Below are 23,655 nucleotides of genomic sequence, written 5' to 3'. Positions count from 1 at the left end.
GCATGTTTACTCCAGAAATCCGAACAGCCGCGGCAGGGTCAGGCTGATCGCGGGGATATAGGTGATCAGAAAGATGATCACGGCCTCGACGGCGAGAAACGGCAGCACGGCGCGCGCCACGGTCTCGACGCTCAGGCGCGCGACGGATGAGGTGACGAACAATACCAGCCCCATGGGCGGCGTCAGCAGGCCGACCGTCAGGTTGACCGCCATGATGATGGCGAAATGAACCGGATCAACGCCCATATCCAGGAAAATCGGCCCCAGGATCGGCCCCAATATGATGATCGCCGGACCGGCATCGAGAAACATGCCGACGACGAAAAGCAGGATATTGATCAGAAACAGCAGGATCAGCGGATTTTCCGTCAGGCCCAGCAGGATCGAGGCGAGAAGTTCCGGCGTGTGCGAAAGCGAGGCCACCGTCTTGAAGGCCATGGCAGCGCCGACCAGCAGCAGCACCACCGAGGCGGTCAGTCCGGAGCGCATCAGGATGCCCGGAACATCGCGCACATGAAGCGAACGCAGCACGAAAAAACCGATGAAGAAGGCATAGGCCACCGCGATCGCCGAAGCTTCCGTGGGCGTGAACACGCCGCCCAGAATGCCGCCCATGATGATGACCGGGGTAAGCAACGGCCAGAACGCCTTCAGGCTCGCCTCGCCGCGTGTCTTCCAGCCGGCCCTTTCCGTCGCGGCAGGCAGTCCCTCGCGGTCAGCCATCAGCCGGACGAGCACCATCAGCGACACGCCGATCAGGATGCCCGGCACGATGCCCGCCAGAAACAGCGCGGCAACGCTTTCGCCCATCACATAGGCGTAGATGATCATGATCCCGGAGGGCGGAATGATCGGTCCGATGATCGAGGATGCGGCGGTGACGGCGGCGGCGAACCTGCGGCTGTAGCCCTGTTTTTCCATCGCCGGGATCATCATCGCGCCGAGCGCGGAAACATCGGCAACGGCCGAGCCCGAAAGGCCGGCAAACAGCATGGAGGAGAGGATGTTCACATGGGCAAGGCCGGCGCGGAAATGGCCGATGACCGCCTGGGAGAACTCCACCAGCCGTTCGGTGATGCCGGCGCGGTTCATCAGTTCGCCCGCCAGCATGAAGAAGGGCACCGCCATCAACGGGAAGGAGTCCATGCCGTTATAGACATTGCGGTAGAGCAGAACGATATCGCGCTCCTGGCCATTGAACCACAGAAGCAGCGCGGGTGCCGCGATCAGGGCGAAGAACACCGGCAGGCCACAGAACAGGAACACCAGAAAAAGCGGCAAAAACAGGCTCAGCATCATTCGCCCTCCAGCCCGACGGCGTGGGCAAGCGGCTTCAGCCGATCGCCCGCGCCGAAAAGGTCTGCGAGAAGCCGAAGCAAGAGCTCGACGTTGACGGAAAACATCATGGTGACGCCGGTTGCGAGCGACGCCATCATGAACGAGCGCGGCACCTTCATCCATGCAGAGAGATCGAGCGCGGTCGGGAGCATCAGCGATGGCATGGTGAAGCGTCCGCCAATGCCGGTCGTCTCGCTCCAGCCAATCGTGACGGCCCACCACAAAACCACGGCGGACACGAGCAGCAGGGCCAGATTGAGGAGCGCGGCCGGCCTGTCCGGCAGGAAGCGCCTGAGCGTGTCGATGCTGATGAAGCCACCGTTCCGAAAGGCGGTCGGCGCCATCAGGCTGACCATCCACAGCATCAGGAAACGGGCGAGTTCCTCCGTCCAGGCAAGCGCGTCGTTCAGGACGTAACGGAAGAACACCTGCACCAGGATGACGACCACCATCAGGCCCATGAGGGCAGCGCCCGTCCACCGACCAAGCGCCAGCAGCGGACCGTTGACCCGCGAAAAGATTGAAACTGCGGCCAGCAGAAAAATCATCATTCACCCGTCACACGCCGTCTTCCAGGCCAGCGGCAGGACAGCAATGCGCCCTCGCCGACTGAAGAACCCAGGCGCCCTGTCTAGCCCAGCACAATCGTCTCCGCACGGATTTTTATGCAGAATTCGGCGATTGTGGCTTTATGCCGCCAATCCCGGCGGGTTTTCTCTCCGGGAGAACCTGCCCGTTCGGCGGGCGGCGACAGGCCGGATCACCACTGTTTTACCAGAGATGGTGCTGGACGAAGCTTCCGGCGGGCCTATACTTGTCGCCAAACGGAACCGGTGCGCATGAGCGGACAAGGGATATTAACCCGCGTCCCCGGATACGGTTCGGCAACAACGAAGCCAGGGCGTGGTCTGCCGGGAGGAGACGCGGTCGCCACCCCAGCGAAAAGGCCAACCACGATGAGCCGCCTGCCCCTCAGACTCGAACTCGACGGCCCTTCCGCCAACGGAGATACCCTCGATCTCATTCTCGAAACCGTGCGCACCCATTTCGACATGCAGGTTGCCTATGTGTCGGAAATCGTCGACGGCAATTCCGTGTTTCGCGCCGTCAGCGCCCCGGGTTTCGAAGCGATTGCCTTCCCCGGCGCTGTTCTCAGCCTGCAGGAAGTCTATTGCCAGCACATTCTCGATGGACGCCTGCCGAGCGTGATGGCCGATACGGCGGACCATCCGCTGGCCGTATCCATGCCGATCACCGCGAACATTCCGATCGGCAGCCACCTGAGCGTTCCCGTCCACCGCGAGGACGGGTCGGTCTTCGGCATGTTCTGCTGTCTGCGCTCGACCCCCCATCCGACGCTCGGCGAGCGCGATCTGAAGATCATGGAAACCTTCGCCAACCTCGCCAGCCGGCAGATCAATGCCGGGCTGCGCCGACGAAGCGAAGCAGCCGCCGCTGCAAGCCGCATCGACAGCGCGCTCAAAGGCGACGCGCTGCGGATCGTGCTGCAACCGATCGTTTCGCTTGAAAGCGGCGCGCCGATCAAGTTCGAGGCGCTGTCGCGCTTTGCCGGAGAGCCGTACCGCCCGCCGAACGTCTGGTATGAGGAAGCAGGCGCAATCGGGCGTCGGGTCGAACTGGAATCGCTTTCGATCTCAAGGGCGCTCGCCCTTTTCAACGACCTTCCCCAGGACGTGACGATCGGCGTCAACGCCTCGCCGGAAACCATCACGACCGGCGTGCTTTCCGACATCATCCGTGCCGCCGACCCGAGCCGGGTGGTGGTGGAAGTAACGGAACATGATATCGTCGAGGACCACGAGCGGCTGGGCTTCGAACTGGACCGGCTGAAAGCGCTCGGCGTCAGAACGGCGGTGGATGACGTCGGCGCCGGATTTTCCGGGCTCGTCGCTCTCCTCCGCATGAAGCCCGACATCCTGAAGCTCGACATCGAGCTGATCCGCGACATTGACGTGAACCCGGCCAAGCAGGCGCTCGTTGCAGGCATGGTCCATTTCGCCGAGCAGACCGGCGCCGCCACGATCGCGGAAGGCGTGGAAACGGAAGCGGAGCGGGCCATGCTGCTTCGGCTCAGGGTGCATCTCGGTCAGGGCTATCTCTTCGGCAGGCCGATGGAGGTCGCGGATGCCAGCGCCTGGCTTGCGGCAAAACGGAGTTAGATCCCGGTCGGGCCGAAAGGCGGCGCAAGGGGGCAGGAAAGCCGCGGAACATGAAGATAGCCGCGGCCGGCGCCGGCCACGGGTTGGCGGCCGGCCGTCAGATGGTGACGACGCGTTCTGCAATCCGGCCGAGAAGCGGCATGTCATGGCTGATGATGAGGACGCCAAGACGACGGCTTTCGGCCTGTTCGAGCAAGACGGACCATATCTGTGCCTGGGTCAGGGGATCGAGCTGCGCGGAAATCTCGTCGGCAATCAGATAGCGGGTTTGCGGGGCGAAGGCCCGCAAAAGGGCGACGCGCTGCAGCTCGCCGCCCGAAATCTCGTGGGGATAGCGATCAAGCCATGAGCGCGAAACACCGAACGCTCGCCGCAGCTCCGCATCGGGCTGCCAGGCCTCCGCGAGAACCTTTCCGACCGTCCACCGCGGGTTGACGGCGAAGACCGGCGACTGATGCAGATACTGGACCGGGTTGAAGCCCCGCGGGTGCCCGGCGCCATCGACGAGAACCTGACCCGATGCCGGGCGGTAATGGCCGGCCAGAATACGGCCAAGCGTCGATTTCCCCCCTCCGGACGGACCCGTCAGGCCAACGACCTCGCCCGGACGAAGGGCGAGACCGATCCCGTCCAGGACCGGCGACCGCGCGCGATAACGAAAATGGATATTCCTCGCCTCAAGCATCGTCGCCCACCCGAAAGTCGTTTTGCGGCAGCGCCTGCCAGAGGGCGCGCGCATAACCGGTACGCAGAAGCCTTCCGCTGCCTTCAAAAGCGTCGGCGCGCTCCTCGCCTTCCACCATGCCGTTACGGACAAGACAGACGCTGTCGGCATAGGCAAGCGCGGCCGACAGCGAATGCGTGATCAGCAGTACGCCCTTTCCGTTTTCGGCCAGGTCTTTGAGCTTCGAAAGAACACGCGCGGCGTTGTCGTCATCAAGACCGCTGGTCGGCTCGTCGGCGACAATCAGGTCCGGGTCGCCAACCGTTGCGATGGCCATCAGCATGCGCCGCGCCATGCCGCCGGAAAGCTGATGGGGAAAGGCGCGCGCCGCATCCGCGCCGAGCCCGAATTGCGCCAGCACCGCCATAAGCGCGTCATCCTTTACGCCAAGCCCGGCGCGGCGCGCCGCCCAGCGCAGCTGCTGAAAGCTGCGCGCCAGGGGATCGAGATGGCTGACGGATTGCGGAACCAGTGCCATGCGCCGCCTGAGCAGCGCCGGCCGGCTGCCATCATCAACACGCTGCCCGTCAAAATGGATAGCGCCCCTGACCTGGGCGTTGGGCGGCAAAATGCCGAACAGCGCATGGGCAATGAGGCTCTTGCCGCCGCCGGAAGCGCCGATCAGCGCGACCACCTCGCCGCGCTTCACCGAAAAGCCGATACGGCTGAGAACCGGCATTTCGCGGACCTTCAGCAGTCCGCAATAGCGGCGGAATGACACGTCGACGTCGTTGAAGGAAAGCAGGGTCACGTCTGGGCCGTCCGGGGATCGAGAACAAGACGCATGCCATTGCCGACAGCATCAAAGCTGAGCACGAGCAACAGCAGGCACAGCCCCGGAAACAGGCCAAGCCACCATTTGCCTGCCGTCAGATAGCGCATCGAATCGGACAGCATCACACCGATGGCCGGCCGGGTCGGGTCGAGGCCGAACCCCAGAAAGGTCAGGCTTGCCTCATGCAGAATGGCGTGTGGAAACATGAGCACCAGTCCGACCAGCATTTGCGGCAGGATCTGGGGCAGAATGTGCCCGAAGGTGATCTCCCCCCACGATTTGCCGAAATGACGCGCGGAGACAACATAATCGGCCTGCCTGACCTGGAGAATTTCGGCGCGCAGGATGCGCGTCAGGCGCGGCCAATGCGTGAGCGCCACGGCAATCGTCACGGCAACGGGGCCGCCGCCCAGCGCAAAGCATATCAGGATGAGCAGCACGAGATGCGGAAGCCCGATCGTCGCGTCAACCAGAAGCGACACGACGGCATCCGCCCACCGGCCGCCGGTTGTTGCCGCGAGGGCAAGAGCGGTGGCGATGACAACGGAACAGCATGAGGCAAGCAGCCCCACCCATAGGCTCGTCCGAAGCCCCTTGATCGTGCGCGCCATGAGATCGTGTCCCATCTGGTCGGTTCCGAACCAGTGCGCCCAGTCCGGCGGCGAAAGCCTTGCGGCAAAATCCGTCGCCACGCCAGCCGGCCCCGTGAGCACCGCCAGAACCGGTATCAGCAGTATCAGCATGAAGCCGAAAAGGGCGGCAGCCAGGGTCCAGATCCTGTTGCCCATTCGTGGCAGAACCAGGGGGGCAAGGGTCTGTTGCTGCTCGAGTTCAGCCATGTTGTCCTCCAGCCGAAAGGGCCTCGTCGCGCAGCCGCGGGTCCACAAGCCGATAAAGCATGTCGGCGATCATGTTGCCGACCGATACAAACAGCGTGAGGAAAAGCGTCACGGCGAGAAGCAGCGGCACATCGCCCTTGATGCCTGCGGAAACGGCGGCCTGTCCCAGCCCCGGATAGGCAAAAACCTGCTCCGCCAGTATCGATCCGCCAAACAGTTCCCCGAGCGAGGCAAAAAGAATGGTTACGGCGGGCAGCGCCGCATTGCGGGCGCCGTGCCTTAGGGCCACGTCCCATTTGCCAGCCCCTTGCGCACGGGCGTAAAGCGCCGCATCGCCTTGCAGGATTTCGATGATCTTGGCGCGGGTGTGAAGCGCGATCTGGGCGACGCCGAAAAGCGTCAGCGCCGCAAGCGGCAGGGCAAGATGGCGCAGCCGGTCGGCGAAGGTGACGTCATCCGGCACCACGCCGAGAGGTCCCGCGCAGCAGACCGGCGCCCAGCCAAGCAGGACGGCAAAGATGATCAGCAGCAATATCGCGATCCAGAACGTCGGGGCGGATGCCAGAACATAGGCGTAAAGCCTGATCGCGCGATCGAGCAGAGTGCCCGAACTGGCGCCGGCGACGACCCCCAGCGCAAAGCCAAGCGCGCCGGAAAGGAGCCAAGCCAGGCCGACAAGCGGCAGCGATACCCAGAAACGGCTGGCGATCACCTCGGCGACGGGTGCGTTGTAGATCATCGAGTAACCGAGATCGCCCTGAAGAAGGTTTCCGGCCCAGTGGAGGAACTGCGCAAGCGGCGGCTGGTCCAGCCCCCAGCGCGCGGCAATCAGCGCCCTCTGCTCCGGGCCGACCCGTGCGATGTCGATCCCGAGATAGGCATTGACCGGATCGATGGGAGAGAGCTTGGCAAGGGTGAACGCCGCCGCCGCGACGATGACCAGAACGGCGGCGAGCCGTCCCAGCCGTTTCGTCAGCATGATGGCGGCGGAATGCAGCGGGAGTTCAGTCACACGTCCATGTCCACTGTTCGATCATTGCCGTGATCGGCCATCCATGGCCATGCGGCTCGATCTGGGTCTCGCCAACGTCCAGGCATTCATTGACGAAATAGACATGATCGAGGTTCACGAGCCAGGCCCACCCGGCCAGACCGCGTGCGGAAAACCCGGTCTTCCCGTCCCACTCGGCGGCTTGCCAGTGCGGATATGATTGCTCCAGGCTTTCGGCGTGCTGGGCGTCACTGAAGTGACCGTCGACGGTGCTGTCGGCAAAATAGCCGGGATTATAGAAATCGATGCCGCCCCAGGCGGAATTGTAGAGGCTGTAGACCTCGACGGGGCTGTGACTGCCCCAACCGAACATAACGGGTTGCTGATGATCGATCCGGCCGATCTGCTCCCATGTCACGCCCTTTGGCTGTGCAGCGATGCCGAGCGCCTTCAATTGCTCGCTCACCACGATGGAAAGCGCCTGCCGCACGGAGTCCGAAGCCGGAAAATAGACATCGAATGCGGCACGAACGCCGTCGCGGACCCGAATGCCGTTCGCACCGGGCACCCATCCCGCATCATCCAGCATGGCGCGGGCGGCATCGGGATCATAGGTAACGGCCGCATCGGGGTTCGACCAGGGCAGCCCGTCAGCCGGACCATAGGCAGGGCGGCCGTAGCCATTCAGCGCAACGTCGACCAATTGCTCACGATCCACGCCGAGATTGATGGCGCGGCGGATGGCGAGATCGGAGGTGACCGCATTGCCAACGGGCTGCCCCTCGGCATTCACTTCACCCGGTTGGGGGATCGGGAAGGACAGGCCGCGATTGTCGACGGACGGCACGACGATCCTGTCAAAGCCGTCAATGCTGTCATCGGCCATCAGGGCAGGCACGGAAACCATGTCGACATCACCGGTCCGCGCAGCCGCGAGACTGGTATCCTCTCCGGAGAAAACGAAGGTCAGGCGGTCGAATGCCGGTTTCCTGCCGTGATATGCGCTGTTGGCCTCGACAATAAGCTGCTCTCCCTCCGTCCACGAAACCAGCCTGTAGGGGCCGGAACCGACCGGCTGGCGGGCATAACCAGGGCCATATTCCTGCGACGGCACGACACCGAGCGAATAGAAATTTTCCGAAAATGTAACCCAGGGGCGATTGAGATAGATTTTCACCGTGCTGTCATTGACGGCTTCGGCCCTGTCCATCACCGTCAGATCCAGCGCGCCGCCCGCGGTTGCCGCCTCGTTGAAGGTGAAGGCGACATCTTCCGCCGCCAGCGGCGTTCCATCGGAAAAGAAGACATCGGGGCGCAGTTTGATCGTCCACACCTTGCGGTCGTCGGAAAGCGCCCATTCGGTGGCGAGGTCCGGCACGGTGTTGAGATCGGCGTCGCGTTTCAGGAGGGTCGACTGGAACAGCGGATGACCGTAGCGGCCCCACCCGAGCAGGGGATCATAGCCATTGTCCGGCTCTCCGCCGATGGCAAGGATCAGTTCCGACTTGGCGGATGCCGGTGCGCCGGCGGAGAACATCGCCACAGCGGCTACCGCTGTCGCTGCAAGCCTTGCAGTGGTCTTCCCGATCATCATTGCTCCTCTTCGACCGCTCATTGGCGCATACGCTATCATGAAGAAGTATGATATCAATGAAAGAATATCATACTCTCGCGTTCTAGCCCGGCCTTCGCGCCTCTGCCAACTGTCAACCCTGACGGTTTTCAAAAAGCACGGCAGCCACTAGACGGAAAAGCCGGAGCGCCCTCCCTGTACCCCTCAGGGCTCCCAAGCAACGCGCGTCAGGATGCGGCCTCACCGGCCTCGTCAAAGGCGGCATTCCCGGCAGGCGCGGAACCCGAAACCGAGACCATCGATGAATTCCCGCACTGATCGAATGGCCGGCCTCCGCTCGTCGACCGCAATGTCAAACTCCCTCCCTTTCTCCGTCTTGCCATCGGCGGTCAATGCCGTGCTACATTCCCGTTGTTCTCAGAGGACTGAAAACTTATGACCGTCTACTGGATAAATGCAGGGTTTCTGGGCGCCCTTCTCGCTGTCGCACTGGCCTGCAGCCTTGGAATGCGCAAAAGAGAGGCCTGGTCCCACAGCATCTCCCTTCACGCCCTCCTGTTCGCCGCGATCACGGGCTTTCTGCTGCTCCTCAACAGGACGATCGACCAGATCGCGGCGGCGGAGAAGTTCACCGCAATCAAGCCGGACATCATCGACGATATCACGCTGGTGGCGATCGGCCTGACGGCCATGCAGCAGTCCTTCCGGTTGATCAACCGCCTGACCGCCGATCAGGTGACAAAGGGAAGCGACAAGACCTCCGCCACGAGCATCGCCCGTATTCTCAAAATGGCAATCGTCCTGTTGCTCCTGCTGCTGTTCGGCGAGCATCTGGGCCTGAGCCTCTCCGGCCTGATGGCCTTCGGCGGCTTCGGCGGCATCGCCATCGGCATTGCCGGGCGGGATGTCCTGAGCAACATGTTCTCGGGCGTGATGCTCTATTTCGACAGGCCGTTCCGGCTGGGTGACTGGATACGTTCGCCCGACCGCGACATCGAGGGCACGGTGGAGGAAATAGGCTGGCGTATGACCAGGATCACCACTTTCGACAAGCGCCCGCTTTACGTTCCCAATTCCGTGTTCTCCTCGATCAGCGTCGAAAACCCCGGCCAGATGCGCAACAGGCGCATCGACACCACGATCGGCCTTCGCTACGAGGATGCCGACAAGATTGCCGCCGTCGTCGCCGATATCCGTGCCATGCTGCATCAAAGCGAGCATATCGATCTGAACCAGACGCTTCTTGTCTATTTCAACGACTTCGCCGATTCATCACTGAACATCATGGTCTATTGCTTCACCAAGACGACCCGCTGGGCCGAGTGGCTGGCGATCCAGCAGGATGTTTACCTGAAAATCGTCGACATCGTTCATGCCCACGGCGCCGACTTCGCCTTCCCCTCGCAAACGGTCTATCTCGAAAAGGACGGCTGAGACGCGGCCATCGTCAGGTCAAAAACGCGATCCAGGCGAGCGCGAGCACCATGCACAAAAGCGTGACGGGGACGCCGGCGCGGCAGAATTCGCCCATGCCGATCTTCACGCCCCGGTCCTTCGCCTGCTCGACCACGATGATCCCAGCAAGGCTGCCGAAGATAATCAGGTTGCTGGAAAAGCCCGTGCCGAGCGCAAGGGCGGCACCCAACGCATCCGTATTGGCCGCATGCGGCAGGAAGGGCGCGAGCAGCATGACCGCCGGATTGTTGCCGACGATATTGCTGAGCGCAGATGCGACGAGGAACAGGATCGAGGGGTTGGCGAAATCGACGCCTGCGCTCTGAAGGTCGTGGACCACCTTCTGCGGCATTCCGGTCTGGGCCAGCGCCGCATTGACCACGAACAGGCCGGCCAGCAGCAGAAGAAGGTTGCCGTCGACCGTTCCGATGACCTCCTTCGATGAAACCTGACGGTTGACCAGCATGACGGCGGCGGCCGAAAGCGCGACCATTTCGCGCGGCCAGTCTGTAAAGACAAAGGCGGCGACAACGGCGACCGTGACGATGGCCGCCTTGATGGTCTCGGCGATATCGAGTTTCTGGGCAGGGGCTGCGACCGTGGCGGACGGGGGCTGCTCTTCCACCGCAGCAAGGTTCCAGCGCCTACGATAGATCAGGCATACCGCGCCCCAGACCACCGGCAGCGAGATCACCGCCGGCACCAGCGCCACCTTCATGAAGCCTGTGAAGGAAAGGCCGAGCGTCTGCGCCGCGATCATGTTCTGGGGGCTGCCGATGATCGTCGCCACCGAGCCGGTATTGGTCGCGAAACAGAAACCGAGCAGGAAGGGAACCGGATTGAGGCCGCGCGACATGGTGATCGAGACCAGAAGCGGCGTCATCGCGACAATCACGACATCATTGGTCAGCAGGGCGGAAAGCCCGCCCCCGGTGACCACAAGGAACGCAAGCAGTTCCGGCGGCGAGACCTTCAGCGAGGCAACCCGCCCGGCCAGCCACTGATAGAAACCGGACACCGTGAAAGCCCCCGAGACGATCATCAGGCCGAACAGCAGTCCGACGGTCTGGTAATCGATCGCGTCCCAAGCCTGCTTGTCGGTGATCCGCCCGAAGCCGATCATCGCCAGCGCGCCGACAACCGCCGCGCCGGTCCGGTCAACGCGAAAACCCGGCAGATAGCCGAGCGCCAGCGCCAGATAGACCAGAAGAAAGATGATGACGGTGATATCCACGGCGGCTCCGGCGGTCTTCGGGAAATACAAAACGACAGCCGGGCAGCCTTGAGACCGCCCGGCTGTCGTGATTGTAGCTTACTTGTTGATGTCGTTCTTCATGTTCCAGAGATTGAAGGCGCGTTCGCCAACCATGTCTTCATCGACGCCTCCTTCCTGGATATCGTCAGCCACCCGCAGATGGCCGAAGCCCGCGAGAATCTTTAGCAGGATCGTCGTGATTATCCACGAATAGGCAGCAACGATAACGACGGCCAGCACCTGCACGCCAAGCTGCTTCACGCTCGCCGAAACGGCGTTGATATGCGAGCTGGCCATGAAGCCGATCAGGATCGCGCCGGTCATGCCGCCGACGCCGTGGGCGCGCCAGACTTCCAGCGTGTCGTCGATCTTCAGCCATTCCTGGACATATTTGGCGTTGTAGCAGACCGTCGCGCCGATCGCCCCGATCAGCAGCGCCGCCATCGGCTCGACATAGCCGGCGGCGGGCGTGATCGTGGCAAGGCCGGTCACCGCGCCGACGAGAACGCCGGAGAAGGAGACCCGCTTGTGCTCGCGCCACTCCCACAACATCCAGACCAGCATGGCAATCGCGCCGGCGAGCATGGTGTTTGTGAAGGCGTAGGCCGCAAGCGCGTCCGCCGCATAGGCGCCGCCCGCATTGAAGCCGAACCAGCCGAACCACAACAGCCCCGCGCCGAGCGCCACCAGCGGCAGGCTCGCCGGCTGGCTTTCCGGATCGCCCACGGCGACCTTGCGCTTGCCGAGGAAGCGGGCGGCCGCAAGGGCCGAGAAACCCGCGGCGGTGTGGATCACGATGCCGCCTGCAAAATCGACGACGCCCATCTTGGCCAGGAAACCGCCGCCCCAGATCCAGTGCGCTGCCGGCAGGTATACCAGGATCGTCCACAAGGCGACGAAGAACAGATAGGCACCGAATTTGAAACGACCGACAAAGGCACCGGTCATCAAGGCGGGGGTGATGATCGCGAACATCATCTGATAGGCGAACACCATCATGAAGGGAATGTGCGGCGCGTAGGTGTCATTCGGGCTGATGCCCACATGATACATCCCGAAATAGGGACGGATATCGCCGATGATCCCACCGATCGACGGACCGAAGGCCAGGCTGAAACCGCCGAACACCCAGATGATGCTGACGATCCCGATGCAGACGAAATTCTGGATCATGATCGACAGCACATCGCGCTGCTTGACCAGGCCGCCGTAGAAAAGTGCAAGGGCCGGGGTCATCATGCAGACCAGCGCCGTGCATATCAGAACAAACGCGGTGTCCCCCGCATTGATCGCTTGCATAACCTTCTCCTTTGAAAAGCTTGTTTTTGGCGCGACCGCCCCGGTCGCGCCGCTCTTTAGTTGTTGGTATCGGTGACCAGATGCTCTCCGACCGCGCTGTGCGGATGCGGTGCAAGCAGCTTCTTCGGCGCGATGAACAGGTACATCGCCAGCACGTAGGGCGCGGTGAAGGACGGCAAGCCGAGCGGCTCGGTCAGCACGTCATAGGCCCCCTGCAGGAACACGGTGACGATGGTAGCAAGCAGCGCGTAGACAACCACCCGCGGCGACGGTTTCAGGAATATCACGCCGACCGCCATTGCCGTCAGCACCGCGCTGAAACCGTAGAGCCCCTGCACCACAGAATGCGGCTCCGCCCTCAGTGCAATCGCCGTCGCCATGGCGATCAGCGAACCGCAAATGGCGGCGATGCCGGCCGCGCGCGAGGCGATCAGAATGCCGAGCAGGATGATCGCGCCGCTGATCTCGTTGCCGAGAAGATAGACCTGGCCGATATTGCGGAAGAAGATCTGGACCAATTCGATATGAGACGGGATCACCGTCACGCCCTTGATATAATCCGACACCAGTTCCGGATGGTCGCCGGAGACGTCGAGCGCGCCGAAAGTATAGGCGCCCGCCACAAGCAGCCAGCCGGTCAGCACGAACGGGCCGGTGGACCCCGGAATGCCCCAGCTCTTCGTGATCATCGCCCCGAGCGCCGCCGTCACCACCGTGCTCATGGCCGCGCCGATGACGACGTAGAACCAGAGTTGCGGCGAGACGCTGATGAAGGTGGGAATGGCGACGCCGACGAGAATGCCGTTGAAGCCAAACAGGCCGGAGGTGATCGAGTCGCCGTCGCAATCGAGAAGCCGCGCGGTCAGCGTCGCCACGATGAGGCCGACAAGCGCGCCGACCGTGGTCGCCCAGTTGCCGCCCGCATAGCTCGCATAGCCAATTGCAAGAATGAAAAGCGCGCCCGTAAGCGCGTTCTCCATGAAGAAAACCTGCCCCGCCCCGCGCAGGCATTGCGTTGCAAAGTCTTTGCGCTTCTCCGTCATATCCGCACCCCCTTTTAGTTTGTGATCAACGCCAGAGAAACTCTTCCGGCAGCGTTTTGCCGCGCGCTTCTTCCCTGACGACCTTCCAGAAGTTCCGAACCTCCGCGCGCACGTCGTAGCTTTCGATCCCGACCACGCGCAGCATAAGCCCGGCGCCGTTGGGAAGCGTCGAGACGCCGGAGATCGCGCGCGGCCGTTCGTCGCCGAAATTGACGTTCACCCGCTCCCGGATGCGCTCGGCAACAGCCGGCGGCGTGATGCACAGAATGTTGGCAAAGGCATCGTAACCGCCCATCACCGCGGCAAAATCGATCGTCTCGTTGCCCTTCTCGATCAGCACCTTCTCGGTGAACAGCTTGCGTCCGTCGGGCCGGCGGGCATTGACGGTCATCGACAGGAGGTCGAAGCCGAAGCGTTCGCTTGCGTGGTGATGCTTGCGGCCGGTCATCATCATCTCGCCATAGAGCAGCGTCGCGTCTTCATGGACCACGAGATCGGTGTCGTTGATGAAGCGCGAGTCCCGATAGGGGATGGTGAAGTCCGGCAGGAATTCGAGATAGGCGTCCTTTGCAAGCGTCACCGTCTGGTGCTGCGAGGCGTAATTGGCATCCATCTGGTGAATGCGGTTCGCGCCCTGCGAGGTCACCTGGGCGCATGCGCCCTCATCCACCGAAATATCGATTGTGTAGCGATCGCCCTGCAATATGCCGCCGCCGATCGAGATGATCGAGCAGATCGGCAGTTCCGGCATCGCCTCGTCCCAGTAGAGCGCCTGCTGCACCAGAAGCGGCGTGACCCGGTAGAGATCGGACAGCACGGAGCGACCGCCACGCTGCGAGAAGCCGAGGCGCAACGCCCCGATCTTTCCCGGGCCGGCCGCGCGCATCTGCCGAGGCTCGGTCCGGAACCCGTTCAGTTCCCGGTATTCGTCGATCCGTCGCAGGCGTTGATGAAGGCTCATCGGGTCACTCTGCGGCTTGCCCGGCGGGCGTCACGTCGAACAGCGCCATATCCATGATCAGCTTCATCAGTTCGTCCACGCCCTCGCCGGTCTTGCAATTGGTGAACACGAACGGCTTCTTGCCGCGCATCAGCTTGGAATCGCGGTCCATGACGCCGAGATCGGCGCCGACATAAGGGGCGAGATCGGTCTTGTTGATCACCAGGATATCCGACTGGCAGACGCCGGCGCCGTTCTTGCGCGGGATCTTGTCGCCGGCGGCGACGTCGATGACATAGATGTAGAAATCGGCGAGCGCCGGGCTGAAGGTCAGCGTCAGGTTGTCCCCGCCCGATTCAATCAGGATGACGTCGCTGTCGGGATATTTCTCCTCCATCTCCTCGACCGCGGCGATGTTCATCGACGGGTCCTCGCGCACCGCTGTATGCGGGCAGGCGCCGGTTTCCACGCCGACGATCTTCTCCTCGACCAAGACGCCCTTCAGCGTGCGCCGCACCTGCTTGGCGTCCTCGGTGGTGACAACGTCATTGGTGATGATCAGCGGCTTGACGCCGAGTTCGATCAGCCGCGGGGTAATGGTTTCGATCACGGCCGTCTTGCCCGATCCGACCGGGCCGCCGATGCCGATACGCGTGATTTTCTTCATTGTGCCAATCCTTTTTTTCCGCCGGCCTTGTTGCGCCGGTCAGTTCATGAACAGCCGGACATGGGTTTTGGTGTGATGGGCGACGAGGACATCGAAGACCGGCGCGAAGCCGGACATTTCGTCGAGTTCCAGCCCGCTGATGCGCTCATAATCGTCTTCGACGCGGGCCTGCACGGCAAACAGAATGCGCTGGGTATCGAGATGATCGATCCGCATCAGCCGCACCGCAGCACTCATGATCATCGCCGCGACGCCGTACTGATGGACCACGAAGGCCTGCTTTTCATCTGCACCCATATGCGCCAGCGCGACCGCCTGGCCGACCGGAAAGCAGCCGGGCGTCGTGCCCTCCTTGATGTCGGCCAGCCAGCGTTCGAGAACGGGAAACGTGCTGATCTTCAGGGAAAGCTCCGCGAACTTGCGGCCCATGCGGGCGAGCATCATCTGCTGTTCCTCGCCCACGCGCCGGTTCCACAATTCCCGGTCGGCCTCGAGCACGGAGTCATAGGCACCGCGGCGGGCCGCGCGATGGGCATGGAGGAAAGCGATGCCATCCATGCCCGAGGCCTGCCGCACCACCGTTTCGACGAAGCGCTCCAGGCTTGCCGCATCGGCGACGACGCCGGTCTGGATCGCCGATTCCAGCCCGTTGGAAAAGGCGAATGCACCGACAGGAAGCGTCGAATCGGAAAACTGCAGAAGACGCGCAAGCAGGATCATGTCGTCTGCCGATCGCATCCGTCTGCTGTTCTCATCTGCCATGCCCCTGCCTCGCGATCAGTGGTGGTGATGGTCGCCATGGGCGTGACCATGGTCATGGTGGTGATGCGGCGTCGCGTCGGCCCCGGCGAACAGCATGCGCACCTCGCGCGCGTCGAGCTTGGCGGCGATCTCCTCGCCCGGCGCGAAATGGCTCTTCACGCCCTCGAAGGCATGGGTCTTCATCACCGAGGCCATGACCTTCTGATCGACGGAGAGCGGCACATAGACGGTGCTGCCCTTGATCACCGCAGGCCAGTGCTGGTTTCCGAGCCCGTGGCCCAGCTCGAAGCACACCCGAAGAATCTCCTGCGGCGCCAGGGTTTCGAGCCCTTCGAGCTCGATCACCATGACCTCTTTCAGGGCAATCTTCGCAGCGATGATGGTGTTGCTGGCCTCGTCGTAATAAAGGACATCGCCATTGTGGAGATGTTCCGAGCGCGCCAGCGAGATCGCGAGTTCGGTTCCGCCCTCGCTGGCCTTGCGCAGGCGGTTCTTCGGCGCTTCCCACTGTTCGAGCGCGAGGTAGTCGACCGTCGCCTCGTGGGAGCGTTTGTGCCAGTCGGCATCCTTCAGGTTGCCAAGGATTTTTTCGACAAGGATCATGGTGTTCGCCGCATTCTGTGCGCCTGGAAAGAAGAGCCGAAATGCACCGGAGCCTGTCTGGCCCTCGATGCCGCTTTCCGGCTGAACGTCCCCGGCGTCGTTGTTGTTGGACGGGCCGGGCGAAGGTTTGCTTCGCCCGGCATCGCAATCAGCTGAAGAAGTGAAGCTGGTTCAGCGGGATCGTGGTCGCCGGCTCGACGGTCGCGTGCTTGCCGTTGACCGTCACCGCGAAGGTTTCCGGGTTGACCTCAATCTCCGGCAGCGTGCTGTTGCGCACCATCGAGCTCTTGCTGATCGTGCGCGTGCCATAGACCGGCACCACCTGCGACTGGAGCTGGTAGCGGTCGACGATGCCGTCCTCATAGCCTGCCAGCGATGTGAAGGTGACGCGGGTCTTCGGCAGCGCCGAACCGTAGGCGCCGAACATCGGACGGTAGAGAACCGGCTGCGGCGTCGGCAGCGATGCGTTCGGATCGCCCATCAGCGCCCAGGAGATGAGGCCGCCCTTGATCACCATTTTCGGCTTGGCGCCGAAGAAGGCTGGCTCCCAGAGCACGAGATCGGCCATCTTGCCGACTTCGACCGAGCCGATCACATGGCTGACGCCCTGGGCGATCGCCGGATTGATCGTAACCTTGGCGACGAAGCGCAGAACGCGTTCGTTGTCATTGCCCGACCTATCGCCGTCATAGGCGCCCATCCGGTCCTTCATCAAATGCGCGGTCTGGATGGTGCGCGCCCAGTTCTCGCCGACGCGGCCCATGGCCTGGCTGTCGCTGGAAAGGATCGAGATCGCGCCGAGATCGTGCAGCACGTTTTCAGCCGCGATGGTTTCCGGGCGCACGCGGCTTTCGGCGAACGCGACGTCGGTCGGGATCTTGGGGCTGAGATTGTGGCAGATCATCGTCATGTCGAACAATTCGGCCTGCGAATTGATGCCATAGGGCAGCGTCGGATTGGTCGAGCTCGGAATGACGTTGGACTGGCCGGCGACCCGGATAATGTCCGGCGCGTGACCGCCGCCCGCACCTTCCGTATGGTAGGTGTGGATGGTGCGGCCCTCGAAGGCGGCGATCGTGTTTTCGACGAAGCCGGCCTCGTTCAGCGTATCGGTATGGATGCAGACCTGGACGTCGAACTCATCGGCGACGCGCAGCGAGGTGCGGATCGCTTCCGGCGTGCTGCCCCAGTCCTCGTGGATCTTCAGCCCCATGACGCCGGCGCGGAGCTGCTCCTCGATCGGCAGACGGGCGGAGACATTGCCCTTGCCGAGCACGCCGGCATTGACCGGCCAGCCGTCAAAGGAACGCAGCATCATCTCGACATTCCAGGTGCCGGGGGTGATGGTGGTGCCGTTGGTGCCGTCGGTCGGGCCGATGCCGCCGCCGAACAGCGTGGTGACGCCGTTGGAAAGCGCGGCTTCCGCCTGCTGGGGCGAGATGAAGTGGACGTGGGCGTCGATGCCGCCGGCGGTCAGGATCAGGTGCTCGCCCGAGATCGCGTCGGTGCCCGGCCCAAGCGCCAGTCCGGGCGTCACGCCCGACATGGTGGACGGGTTGCCGGCCTTGCCGATGGCGCAGATATTGCCGTTCTTGACGCCGACATCAGCCTTGATGACGCCCTGCACGGCGTCGAGGATGGTGACGTTGGTGATGACGAGGTCGGGTGCGCCTGCGGCGCTGGTGAGCTCGTTATCATAGCCCATGCCGTCGCGCAGCGTCTTGCCGCCGCCATAGACGGCTTCCTCGCCATAGACCCGGAGGTCCTTTTCGATCTCGATATAGAGATCGGTGTCGCCGAGGCGGATCTTGTCGCCCGTTGTCGGACCATAGAGGTCTGAATACTGCTGTCTTGAAATCTTGGCCATTTCAGAAATCCTGTCGAATGAGGTTGTACCGGGCGGTCACTTGGACGACTTGAAGCCGTAGCGTTCCGCGCGCTCCATCGCGTCGACCAGCCGCGGGCGGCTGTCATTGTAGCTCTCGTCGCCGACCCAGCCGTTGACGAGGCCATTGAAGCCGAGCACCCGTTGCTTGCCCTGATAGGGAACAAGGGTGACCTCTTTCTCATCGCCCGGCTCGAAACGCAGGGCGGTGGTTGCAGGAATGTTCAGGCGCTTGCCGAACGCCTGTTCGCGGTCGAATTCCAGCGCGGAATTGACCTCGAAGAAGTGAAAATGCGAGCCGACCTGGATTGGCCTGTCACCGGTGTTGCGCACCTTGAGCGTGGTCGTCGGATAGCCCGCATTGATCTCGATATCGCCCTTGCCGAGGACCAGGCCGCCGACCGGGGTTTTCTTCTCGCTCGTCATGTTCAAGCCCTCACTGAATCGGATCATGGATGGTCACGAGACGGCTGCCATCGGTAAAGACGGCCTCCACCTGGACGTAGGGGATCATGTCGACGACCCCTTCCATCACATCGTCGCGCGTGATTTCCTTGCGCGCGATTTCCATGACCTCCTCGACGGTCTTGCCCGCGCGGGCGCCGTTCAGCGCGGCCACGGAAATGAGCGAGACGGTTTCTGGATGGTTGAGCTTCAACCCCTGATCCTTGCGCTGCTGCGCGACCTGCGCGAGCGTGTAGATCAAGAGCTTGTCGATCTCTCGAGGCGTGAAATGCATATAAGTCTCCCCTGTCAGAATGGCTGAACTTGCCGACCGTTCGTCGTCGTCAAAAACAGGCGGCGGGCGACATCCTGAATGTCGGCCGGCTCGCCGAACCCCTTATGCCCAGCCCCGCGAGGCGAGCGAGAGGATAGGCACATCGTACCCGCATGCGCCGATTGACCCTGCCGGTGCACGTCGATAAAAAAGGTAACACGTTTGACTTTTGTCAGTAACCTGAAACCGCCTGTTTTTTGAACTGTCAGGATTGACAGTTGTCATCACCGGAAGACATGTTGCACCAATCATTGGCATATGACCGGGGACAATGCTCAAACACCTTGCAAAGGCTTGCGCCACAATCGCGAACGCGGAAAGCCTGCCTGATTTGGAGGCCTGCCTTACCAAGGCGCTCAACGAACTGGGGTTCATCAGTTACAATATCAGCCTGAACCGCAGCGATCCTTTGCAGTTCATGGAACGGCCGCTTTTGACGACATGGACGACGCGCGACCTCGATATCTATGTGAATGACGGGTGGTTCGACCGTGATCCGCTGATGTCACACCTCAAGGCAAACACGGCTCCCCTCTTCTGGAAGCCCGGCTTGTGGGATGGCACGCCCCGTCAGGACTATAGCGAATATGTGCGCTATCAGGGCATTGCCGGCGGCGCGACACTGCCGCTGTTCGCCGCGCCGGGCAAGTTCAGCGCGATCACCCTGCTGACAATCGACAAGTCAGTTCATGTTCCCGATACGGCACATGCAATCTCCATCCTCACCAGCGTGGCGACCGCGCGGATGTCGGCCTTCACGGAAGGCCTGCCTTGCCAATACAATGTTCACGGCTTCAAGCAGCTTTCCGGACTGCAGGTGGAAATCCTCAGCTGGATCGCGAAAGGGAAAACCAACAGCGAGATCGCTCTGATTGTCGGGCGCACCGAACGCGCCATCGCCTATCACGTGAGCGAGATACTGGCCAAGATCTCGGTCAGTTCCCGCGCGCAGGCCGCCGCATTCTACGCCGCTCTCGGATTGCGCGACTGAGCGTTCTTCGATCGATCAGCCGCCCTGCCGGTCCGCATCGGGCGAAGGCGGCAACAGCGGCAGCATCAGGCAGGCCACGCCAATGCCTGCGATCGTCAGAAGAACCCGGTTGGCGGCAATAGCCAGGGCCCCGGCTTCCGGCGAGAAGTTGAACGTCAGCGCGACAGCCGTCAGACAGAAGGACCATATGCCGTACCGTTTGGCGCCGATTACCAGCATCACGAAAACCAGCGCGCCGACCAGCAGGGCGTGAAGCCAGGGAGCGGGGGCAAGGAAGCCGAGCATCAATCCGCCGGCCGCCGCCCCGAGAAGCGTTCCAAGACCCCGCGCCTTCATCCGGTACAAAGTCTCCCTGCGGGTCGGTTTTGTAACCCTGAGGCCTGCGGCGGCCAGCCAGCAGGGGTGCGAGCCCGGGCTGAAACAGGCGGCGATGCTTCCCAGCAGAGATATCGAAGCGATACCGGCGAGGAAGCGCCTTTGGGCGGCGTTTTTCAACAGATCGAGCCGCTCGACACCTAAAGCCTTTTTCGCAACGGGGATGAAGAAGAGCACGAAAAGCAGAGCCCACAGCGTGCCGGCGAGAAAGGTCAACCCGTAGACCACGTCACCGCCGGCAGGAACCTGGCCGACGGACAGGAAGAACGCCAGCGCGGCAAGCGCAACCGGCAGCCGAAGGTAGCCGCCCCTCAGTTCTCCGGCGCCTTGCGCAAGGGCGGCCGCCAGCGCGCAGGCGAAGAAAGGACCGGAGCCCAGTTCGACGCGACCGCCGACCATCGCGAACAGGCTGATGACAAAAGCGGCCGATAGCAGCACTTTCGCTCTGCCCGCCTCGGGCAAGCGCGGAAATGAAACCATCATCAGATAGGCGCCGAAGGACGCGATCGCGCCGTGCGTTGCCTGACCGGCCACAAGCCCGGCCATCCAGGGCAGCACGACCCCGAGAGCCATTGACAATGCGCCGAGGAGTTTCATCGGCGTGAGGTCAGGAGATGGTTTCAAAAGCATTGTGCCGGTTCGCGGGTTCAAAGACAGACGAATGCACATGATCGGGCCTGCTGCCTGCCGGGGCAAGGCCGCATTCGCGATCACGAAAGATGTCTGGCAACATGAAACCCTGAAAAAACGAAGACAAGCGAAACCAGCACGCTGACGAGTATATAGGCAATTGCAAGAACGGAGTCGCCCCGCGCCACGAGATTCATGTTGTCGAGGGAGAAGGACGAGAATGTCGTGAAGCCCCCGAGAAATCCGGTTACGACCAGCGCGCGGATTTCAGGTGAGCTGTCAAGCTTGTGGGTGATCAGTTCCACGGCGAAGCCGATGATGAACGAACCCATGATATTCACGATCAGGGTCCCCCAGGGAAGATGATCGTTCCAAAGGCGGGTCGAAGCCAGACCGACCAGCCAGCGGCAGACCGAGCCGATGGCGCCGCCTGTTGCCGTCAGCAAGGCGAGAGACAGAAAGTTAACCAAAGATCACGCTCATCATGTTTTGCCGTTCGGGTGCGGTGGAAGAGTGCAGGTCCCGGCATCGAGAGCGCATCCCGGCCGGCATGGGTCAGGCCATCCTGACAGCCCTGCTTTTCCGCTGCATCAAAACATATGCCGCCATTTCGGCAACTGTCAGTTCTGACAGTCGCCGAAACGCGGCAAAGGAGCAGCGAGGGCGCGAACCGACTTGCCGAGAGACCGAAACGGCGACGGCGGCATGACCTGTCAAGCTTCCGGCGCCAGCGGCAAAACGCTCAACTGATCAAGACGATAACGATCCCAAGCAGGGTCAGGATCGTGCTGGATGTGGCATAGCCGACAGAATAGCCGATCGCGGGGATCTGGCTTCCGGCGCGGTCGGTAATCATGCTCAGGGCGGCGGCTGCCGTGCGCGAACCGGCGCAGCAGCCAAGCACGATGGCATCGTCAAACCGGAACAGGTATTTTCCGATGTAGAGCGACAGCAGCATCGGAAGAGCGGCGGCAAAAACGGTCCACGCGACAAACACGACGCCAAGCTCCTTCAACCCCGCAACGATGCCGGGTCCGGCTGTCAGACCGACCACCGCGATAAACATGTTGAGGCCGATCGAGTTCATAAACCAGCTCGTCGCGCGCGGAACGCGACCGAAGGCGGGACGGATCGAGCGCAGCCAGCCAAGCAGCAGTCCGACCAGGAGAACGCCGCCAGCCGTCGAAAGCGTCAGCGGGACCTCGCCGATCTTCAGCGTCAGAGATCCGATCAGGGCGCCAATGACGATGGCCGCGCCGATGAAGGCAATGTCCGCGCGTTCCGTTTCGCGATCGAGGTAGCCGAACCTCCCCGCCGCGGCGCTGATGTCGGCCGGACGTCCCGTCACCCGGACCACATCGCCGCGAAAAAGCTGCGTTTCGGGCAGGATCGGAATTGCGACGGACATCGCCCCGCGGCGGATCTCGGTCAGGAATATCCCCCGGGTTTCCGGCATCTGCGCAAGCTCTCTCAGCGTTTTGCGATGAATGCTCCTTGCCGTGATCAGGATATCCGTGCCCTCGATCGAAACGCCGAGCAGTTCGGGATCATCAACCTCCCGAAGCGCCTTGCCGACCTCCTCCAGCAGAACCTCGCGCGCACCCGCAATCGCAACGACATCGCCGGCCTCCAGAACCATATCGACCGTGGCCTCGACAACCGCGCCGTTTCGCCGGACCCGGCCGATATACATGCGGTGATTGTGGAAAAAGTGCTCGGTCTGCCCCACCGTAAGTCCGGCTATTGCCGACTGGGGGTCGATGAGAAAGGCGCGCGCGACATACTGGTGCCACGCCTTCGGGCTGCCGCGATCGTCGTCCGCGCCGCCGATCCGCCTGGCATAGTCGCGGCAAGCCGCGGGAAGATCGATATTCAGGAGCCTCGGCCCCAGAATGCCGAGCATGACGACCGATCCGAACGTCCCGATAACATAGCTGATCGAAAAGGCCGCCGGCAGTATCTGCGCGCTCGCAGCTTTCGCGGAAGCCGCGAGCGAAGACTGCTCAATGGCGGTTTGCGAAAGGCCAAGTGCGGAAGACGTTGTCGTCGAACCGGCATAAAGACCCGCGGCAATACCCACGTCGTATCCGGCAATCCTGACCGCAAGATAGACGGAACCAAGACTGAGACCGCAGACGAGGACCGCGAACAGGGCCTGTTGCAGGCCGCCTGAGAACAGACCGCGGACAAATTGCGGGCCGGCGCTGTATCCCACAGCGAAAAGATAGAACATGAAGAAAATGATCTTCACGTCCGGAGAGATATGAATGCCGATCTGCCCGATCACCAGAGCGGCCAGCAAGGTGGCCGTCACGTCTCCGAGGGAGATGCCTGCAATTTTCACGCGTCCCAGGGAATAGCCCAGCAGCAAGGACAGAAACAGCGGAATTTCGACATTCATCCGCAGCGTTGTGAACAGCCAGTCCAGCATGAAAAGGATACTCCGTCATAACCGCGCCCGGCACATCGTGCGTGCCGAAAACAGAACCCGTCTTCCGGGCCCGGCGCGCCGCAGCATGTCCGCGTTTCCTTGAATCGCGAACATGCTCTCA

At 62.3% G+C, this 23,655-nt stretch carries 23 protein-coding genes; 3 read left to right on the top strand and 20 right to left on the bottom strand.

Going from position 1 to position 23,655, the window contains the following annotated elements:
- Positions 1-6: 6 nt before the first annotated feature.
- On the bottom strand, positions 7-1,296 hold the full coding sequence (locus AZF01_RS03155; protein WP_024706956.1) for a TRAP transporter large permease: 1,290 nt from the start codon (positions 1,294-1,296) through the stop codon (positions 7-9).
- The gene (locus AZF01_RS03150) at positions 1,296-1,889 is read right to left on the bottom strand and encodes a TRAP transporter small permease (protein WP_244435515.1); all 594 of its coding nucleotides are present in this window, start codon (positions 1,887-1,889) and stop codon (positions 1,296-1,298) included. Before AZF01_RS03150 ends, AZF01_RS03155 begins: the two co-directional genes overlap by 1 nt.
- Positions 1,890-2,294: 405 nt before the next feature.
- Here AZF01_RS03150 and AZF01_RS03145 point away from each other — a divergent pair, with 405 nt between their 5' ends.
- The gene (locus AZF01_RS03145; RefSeq protein ID WP_024706954.1) at positions 2,295-3,518 is read left to right on the top strand and encodes an EAL domain-containing protein; all 1,224 of its coding nucleotides are present in this window, start codon (positions 2,295-2,297) and stop codon (positions 3,516-3,518) included.
- A 97-nt stretch (positions 3,519-3,615) separates the two neighbouring features.
- Here AZF01_RS03145 and AZF01_RS03140 read toward each other — a convergent pair whose 3' ends face one another.
- Genes AZF01_RS03140 through AZF01_RS03120 form a run of 5 tightly spaced genes read right to left on the bottom strand, consistent with a single transcriptional unit; the run spans position 3,616 to position 8,441 of the window.
- Complete coding sequence (locus AZF01_RS03140; protein WP_024706953.1) at positions 3,616-4,203, bottom strand: ABC transporter ATP-binding protein; 588 nt, start codon at positions 4,201-4,203, stop codon at positions 3,616-3,618.
- Positions 4,196-4,993, bottom strand: a complete 798-nt coding sequence (locus AZF01_RS03135) for an ATP-binding cassette domain-containing protein (protein ID WP_024706952.1) — start codon at positions 4,991-4,993, stop codon at positions 4,196-4,198. The genes AZF01_RS03140 and AZF01_RS03135 overlap by 8 nt, the downstream gene beginning before the upstream one ends.
- The gene (locus tag AZF01_RS03130; protein WP_024706951.1) at positions 4,990-5,856 is read right to left on the bottom strand and encodes an ABC transporter permease; all 867 of its coding nucleotides are present in this window, start codon (positions 5,854-5,856) and stop codon (positions 4,990-4,992) included. The genes AZF01_RS03135 and AZF01_RS03130 overlap by 4 nt, the downstream gene beginning before the upstream one ends.
- Positions 5,849-6,868 (bottom strand): ABC transporter permease, encoded by a 1,020-nt coding sequence (locus AZF01_RS03125; protein WP_245308953.1) that lies wholly within the window; start codon positions 6,866-6,868, stop codon positions 5,849-5,851. The genes AZF01_RS03130 and AZF01_RS03125 overlap by 8 nt, the downstream gene beginning before the upstream one ends.
- Positions 6,861-8,441, bottom strand: a complete 1,581-nt coding sequence (locus AZF01_RS03120) for an ABC transporter substrate-binding protein (RefSeq protein WP_024709035.1) — start codon at positions 8,439-8,441, stop codon at positions 6,861-6,863. The genes AZF01_RS03125 and AZF01_RS03120 overlap by 8 nt, the downstream gene beginning before the upstream one ends.
- A 414-nt stretch (positions 8,442-8,855) precedes the next feature.
- Between AZF01_RS03120 and AZF01_RS03115 the strand changes: the two genes are divergently transcribed.
- Positions 8,856-9,854: a mechanosensitive ion channel family protein gene (locus AZF01_RS03115; protein ID WP_024709034.1), complete on the top strand. Its 999-nt coding sequence runs from the start codon at positions 8,856-8,858 to the stop codon at positions 9,852-9,854.
- A gap of 13 nt (positions 9,855-9,867) precedes the next feature.
- On the opposite strand, the gene AZF01_RS03110 is transcribed toward AZF01_RS03115, so the two are convergent.
- The 10 genes from AZF01_RS03110 to AZF01_RS03065 all read right to left on the bottom strand — a co-directional run bounded on the left by AZF01_RS03110 (position 9,868) and on the right by AZF01_RS03065 (position 19,068).
- Positions 9,868-11,109 (bottom strand): SLC13 family permease, encoded by a 1,242-nt coding sequence (locus AZF01_RS03110; protein WP_024709033.1) that lies wholly within the window; start codon positions 11,107-11,109, stop codon positions 9,868-9,870.
- Between the two features lie 78 nt (positions 11,110-11,187).
- Complete coding sequence (locus AZF01_RS03105) at positions 11,188-12,429, bottom strand: ammonium transporter (protein ID WP_024709032.1); 1,242 nt, start codon at positions 12,427-12,429, stop codon at positions 11,188-11,190.
- Positions 12,430-12,485: 56 nt separating this feature from the next.
- Complete coding sequence (yut, locus tag AZF01_RS03100) at positions 12,486-13,472, bottom strand: urea transporter (RefSeq protein ID WP_024709031.1); 987 nt, start codon at positions 13,470-13,472, stop codon at positions 12,486-12,488.
- A 25-nt stretch (positions 13,473-13,497) separates the two neighbouring features.
- A complete protein-coding gene (locus AZF01_RS03095; RefSeq protein WP_024709030.1) occupies positions 13,498-14,433 on the bottom strand; it encodes an urease accessory protein UreD in 936 nt (311 codons plus the stop codon).
- Positions 14,434-14,437: 4 nt separating this feature from the next.
- Positions 14,438-15,079 carry an urease accessory protein UreG gene (ureG, locus tag AZF01_RS03090; RefSeq protein WP_024709029.1) on the bottom strand — a complete coding sequence of 214 codons (642 nt, stop codon included), beginning with the start codon at positions 15,077-15,079 and terminating at the stop codon, positions 14,438-14,440.
- Positions 15,080-15,118: 39 nt separating this feature from the next.
- A complete protein-coding gene (locus AZF01_RS03085; protein WP_024709028.1) occupies positions 15,119-15,841 on the bottom strand; it encodes an urease accessory protein UreF in 723 nt (240 codons plus the stop codon).
- A gap of 15 nt (positions 15,842-15,856) precedes the next feature.
- Entirely contained in the window at positions 15,857-16,444 is a 588-nt protein-coding gene (gene ureE / locus AZF01_RS03080; RefSeq protein WP_024709027.1) for an urease accessory protein UreE, read from the bottom strand.
- Positions 16,445-16,592: 148 nt separating this feature from the next.
- Entirely contained in the window at positions 16,593-18,311 is a 1,719-nt protein-coding gene (locus AZF01_RS03075; protein WP_024709026.1) for an urease subunit alpha, read from the bottom strand.
- 36 nt (positions 18,312-18,347) lie between these two features.
- Complete coding sequence (locus tag AZF01_RS03070; protein ID WP_024709025.1) at positions 18,348-18,755, bottom strand: urease subunit beta; 408 nt, start codon at positions 18,753-18,755, stop codon at positions 18,348-18,350.
- A 10-nt stretch (positions 18,756-18,765) separates the two neighbouring features.
- Entirely contained in the window at positions 18,766-19,068 is a 303-nt protein-coding gene (locus AZF01_RS03065) for an urease subunit gamma (protein WP_024709024.1), read from the bottom strand.
- A 310-nt stretch (positions 19,069-19,378) separates the two neighbouring features.
- Here AZF01_RS03065 and AZF01_RS03060 point away from each other — a divergent pair, with 310 nt between their 5' ends.
- Complete coding sequence (locus tag AZF01_RS03060) at positions 19,379-20,098, top strand: LuxR family transcriptional regulator (RefSeq protein WP_024709023.1); 720 nt, start codon at positions 19,379-19,381, stop codon at positions 20,096-20,098.
- A gap of 15 nt (positions 20,099-20,113) precedes the next feature.
- Here the strand turns inward: AZF01_RS03060 and AZF01_RS03055 are convergent, their stop codons facing one another.
- The 3 genes from AZF01_RS03055 to aspT form a co-directional block, all read right to left on the bottom strand.
- Complete coding sequence (locus AZF01_RS03055; protein WP_051424106.1) at positions 20,114-21,046, bottom strand: FUSC family protein; 933 nt, start codon at positions 21,044-21,046, stop codon at positions 20,114-20,116.
- A 137-nt stretch (positions 21,047-21,183) separates the two neighbouring features.
- Positions 21,184-21,573, bottom strand: coding sequence for a fluoride efflux transporter CrcB (gene crcB, locus AZF01_RS03050; protein ID WP_244435586.1), 390 nt, complete (start codon positions 21,571-21,573; stop codon positions 21,184-21,186).
- Between the two features lie 272 nt (positions 21,574-21,845).
- Positions 21,846-23,534, bottom strand: coding sequence for an aspartate-alanine antiporter (aspT, locus tag AZF01_RS03045; protein WP_024709020.1), 1,689 nt, complete (start codon positions 23,532-23,534; stop codon positions 21,846-21,848).
- Positions 23,535-23,655: the final 121 nt, after the last annotated feature.

This window comes from Martelella sp. AD-3, from assembly GCF_001578105.1.
Classification (GTDB): Bacteria; Pseudomonadota; Alphaproteobacteria; order Rhizobiales; family Rhizobiaceae; genus Martelella.
The sequence above is the reverse complement of the archived record's forward strand: the minus strand, read 5'-3'. Positions and strand labels throughout refer to the sequence as shown.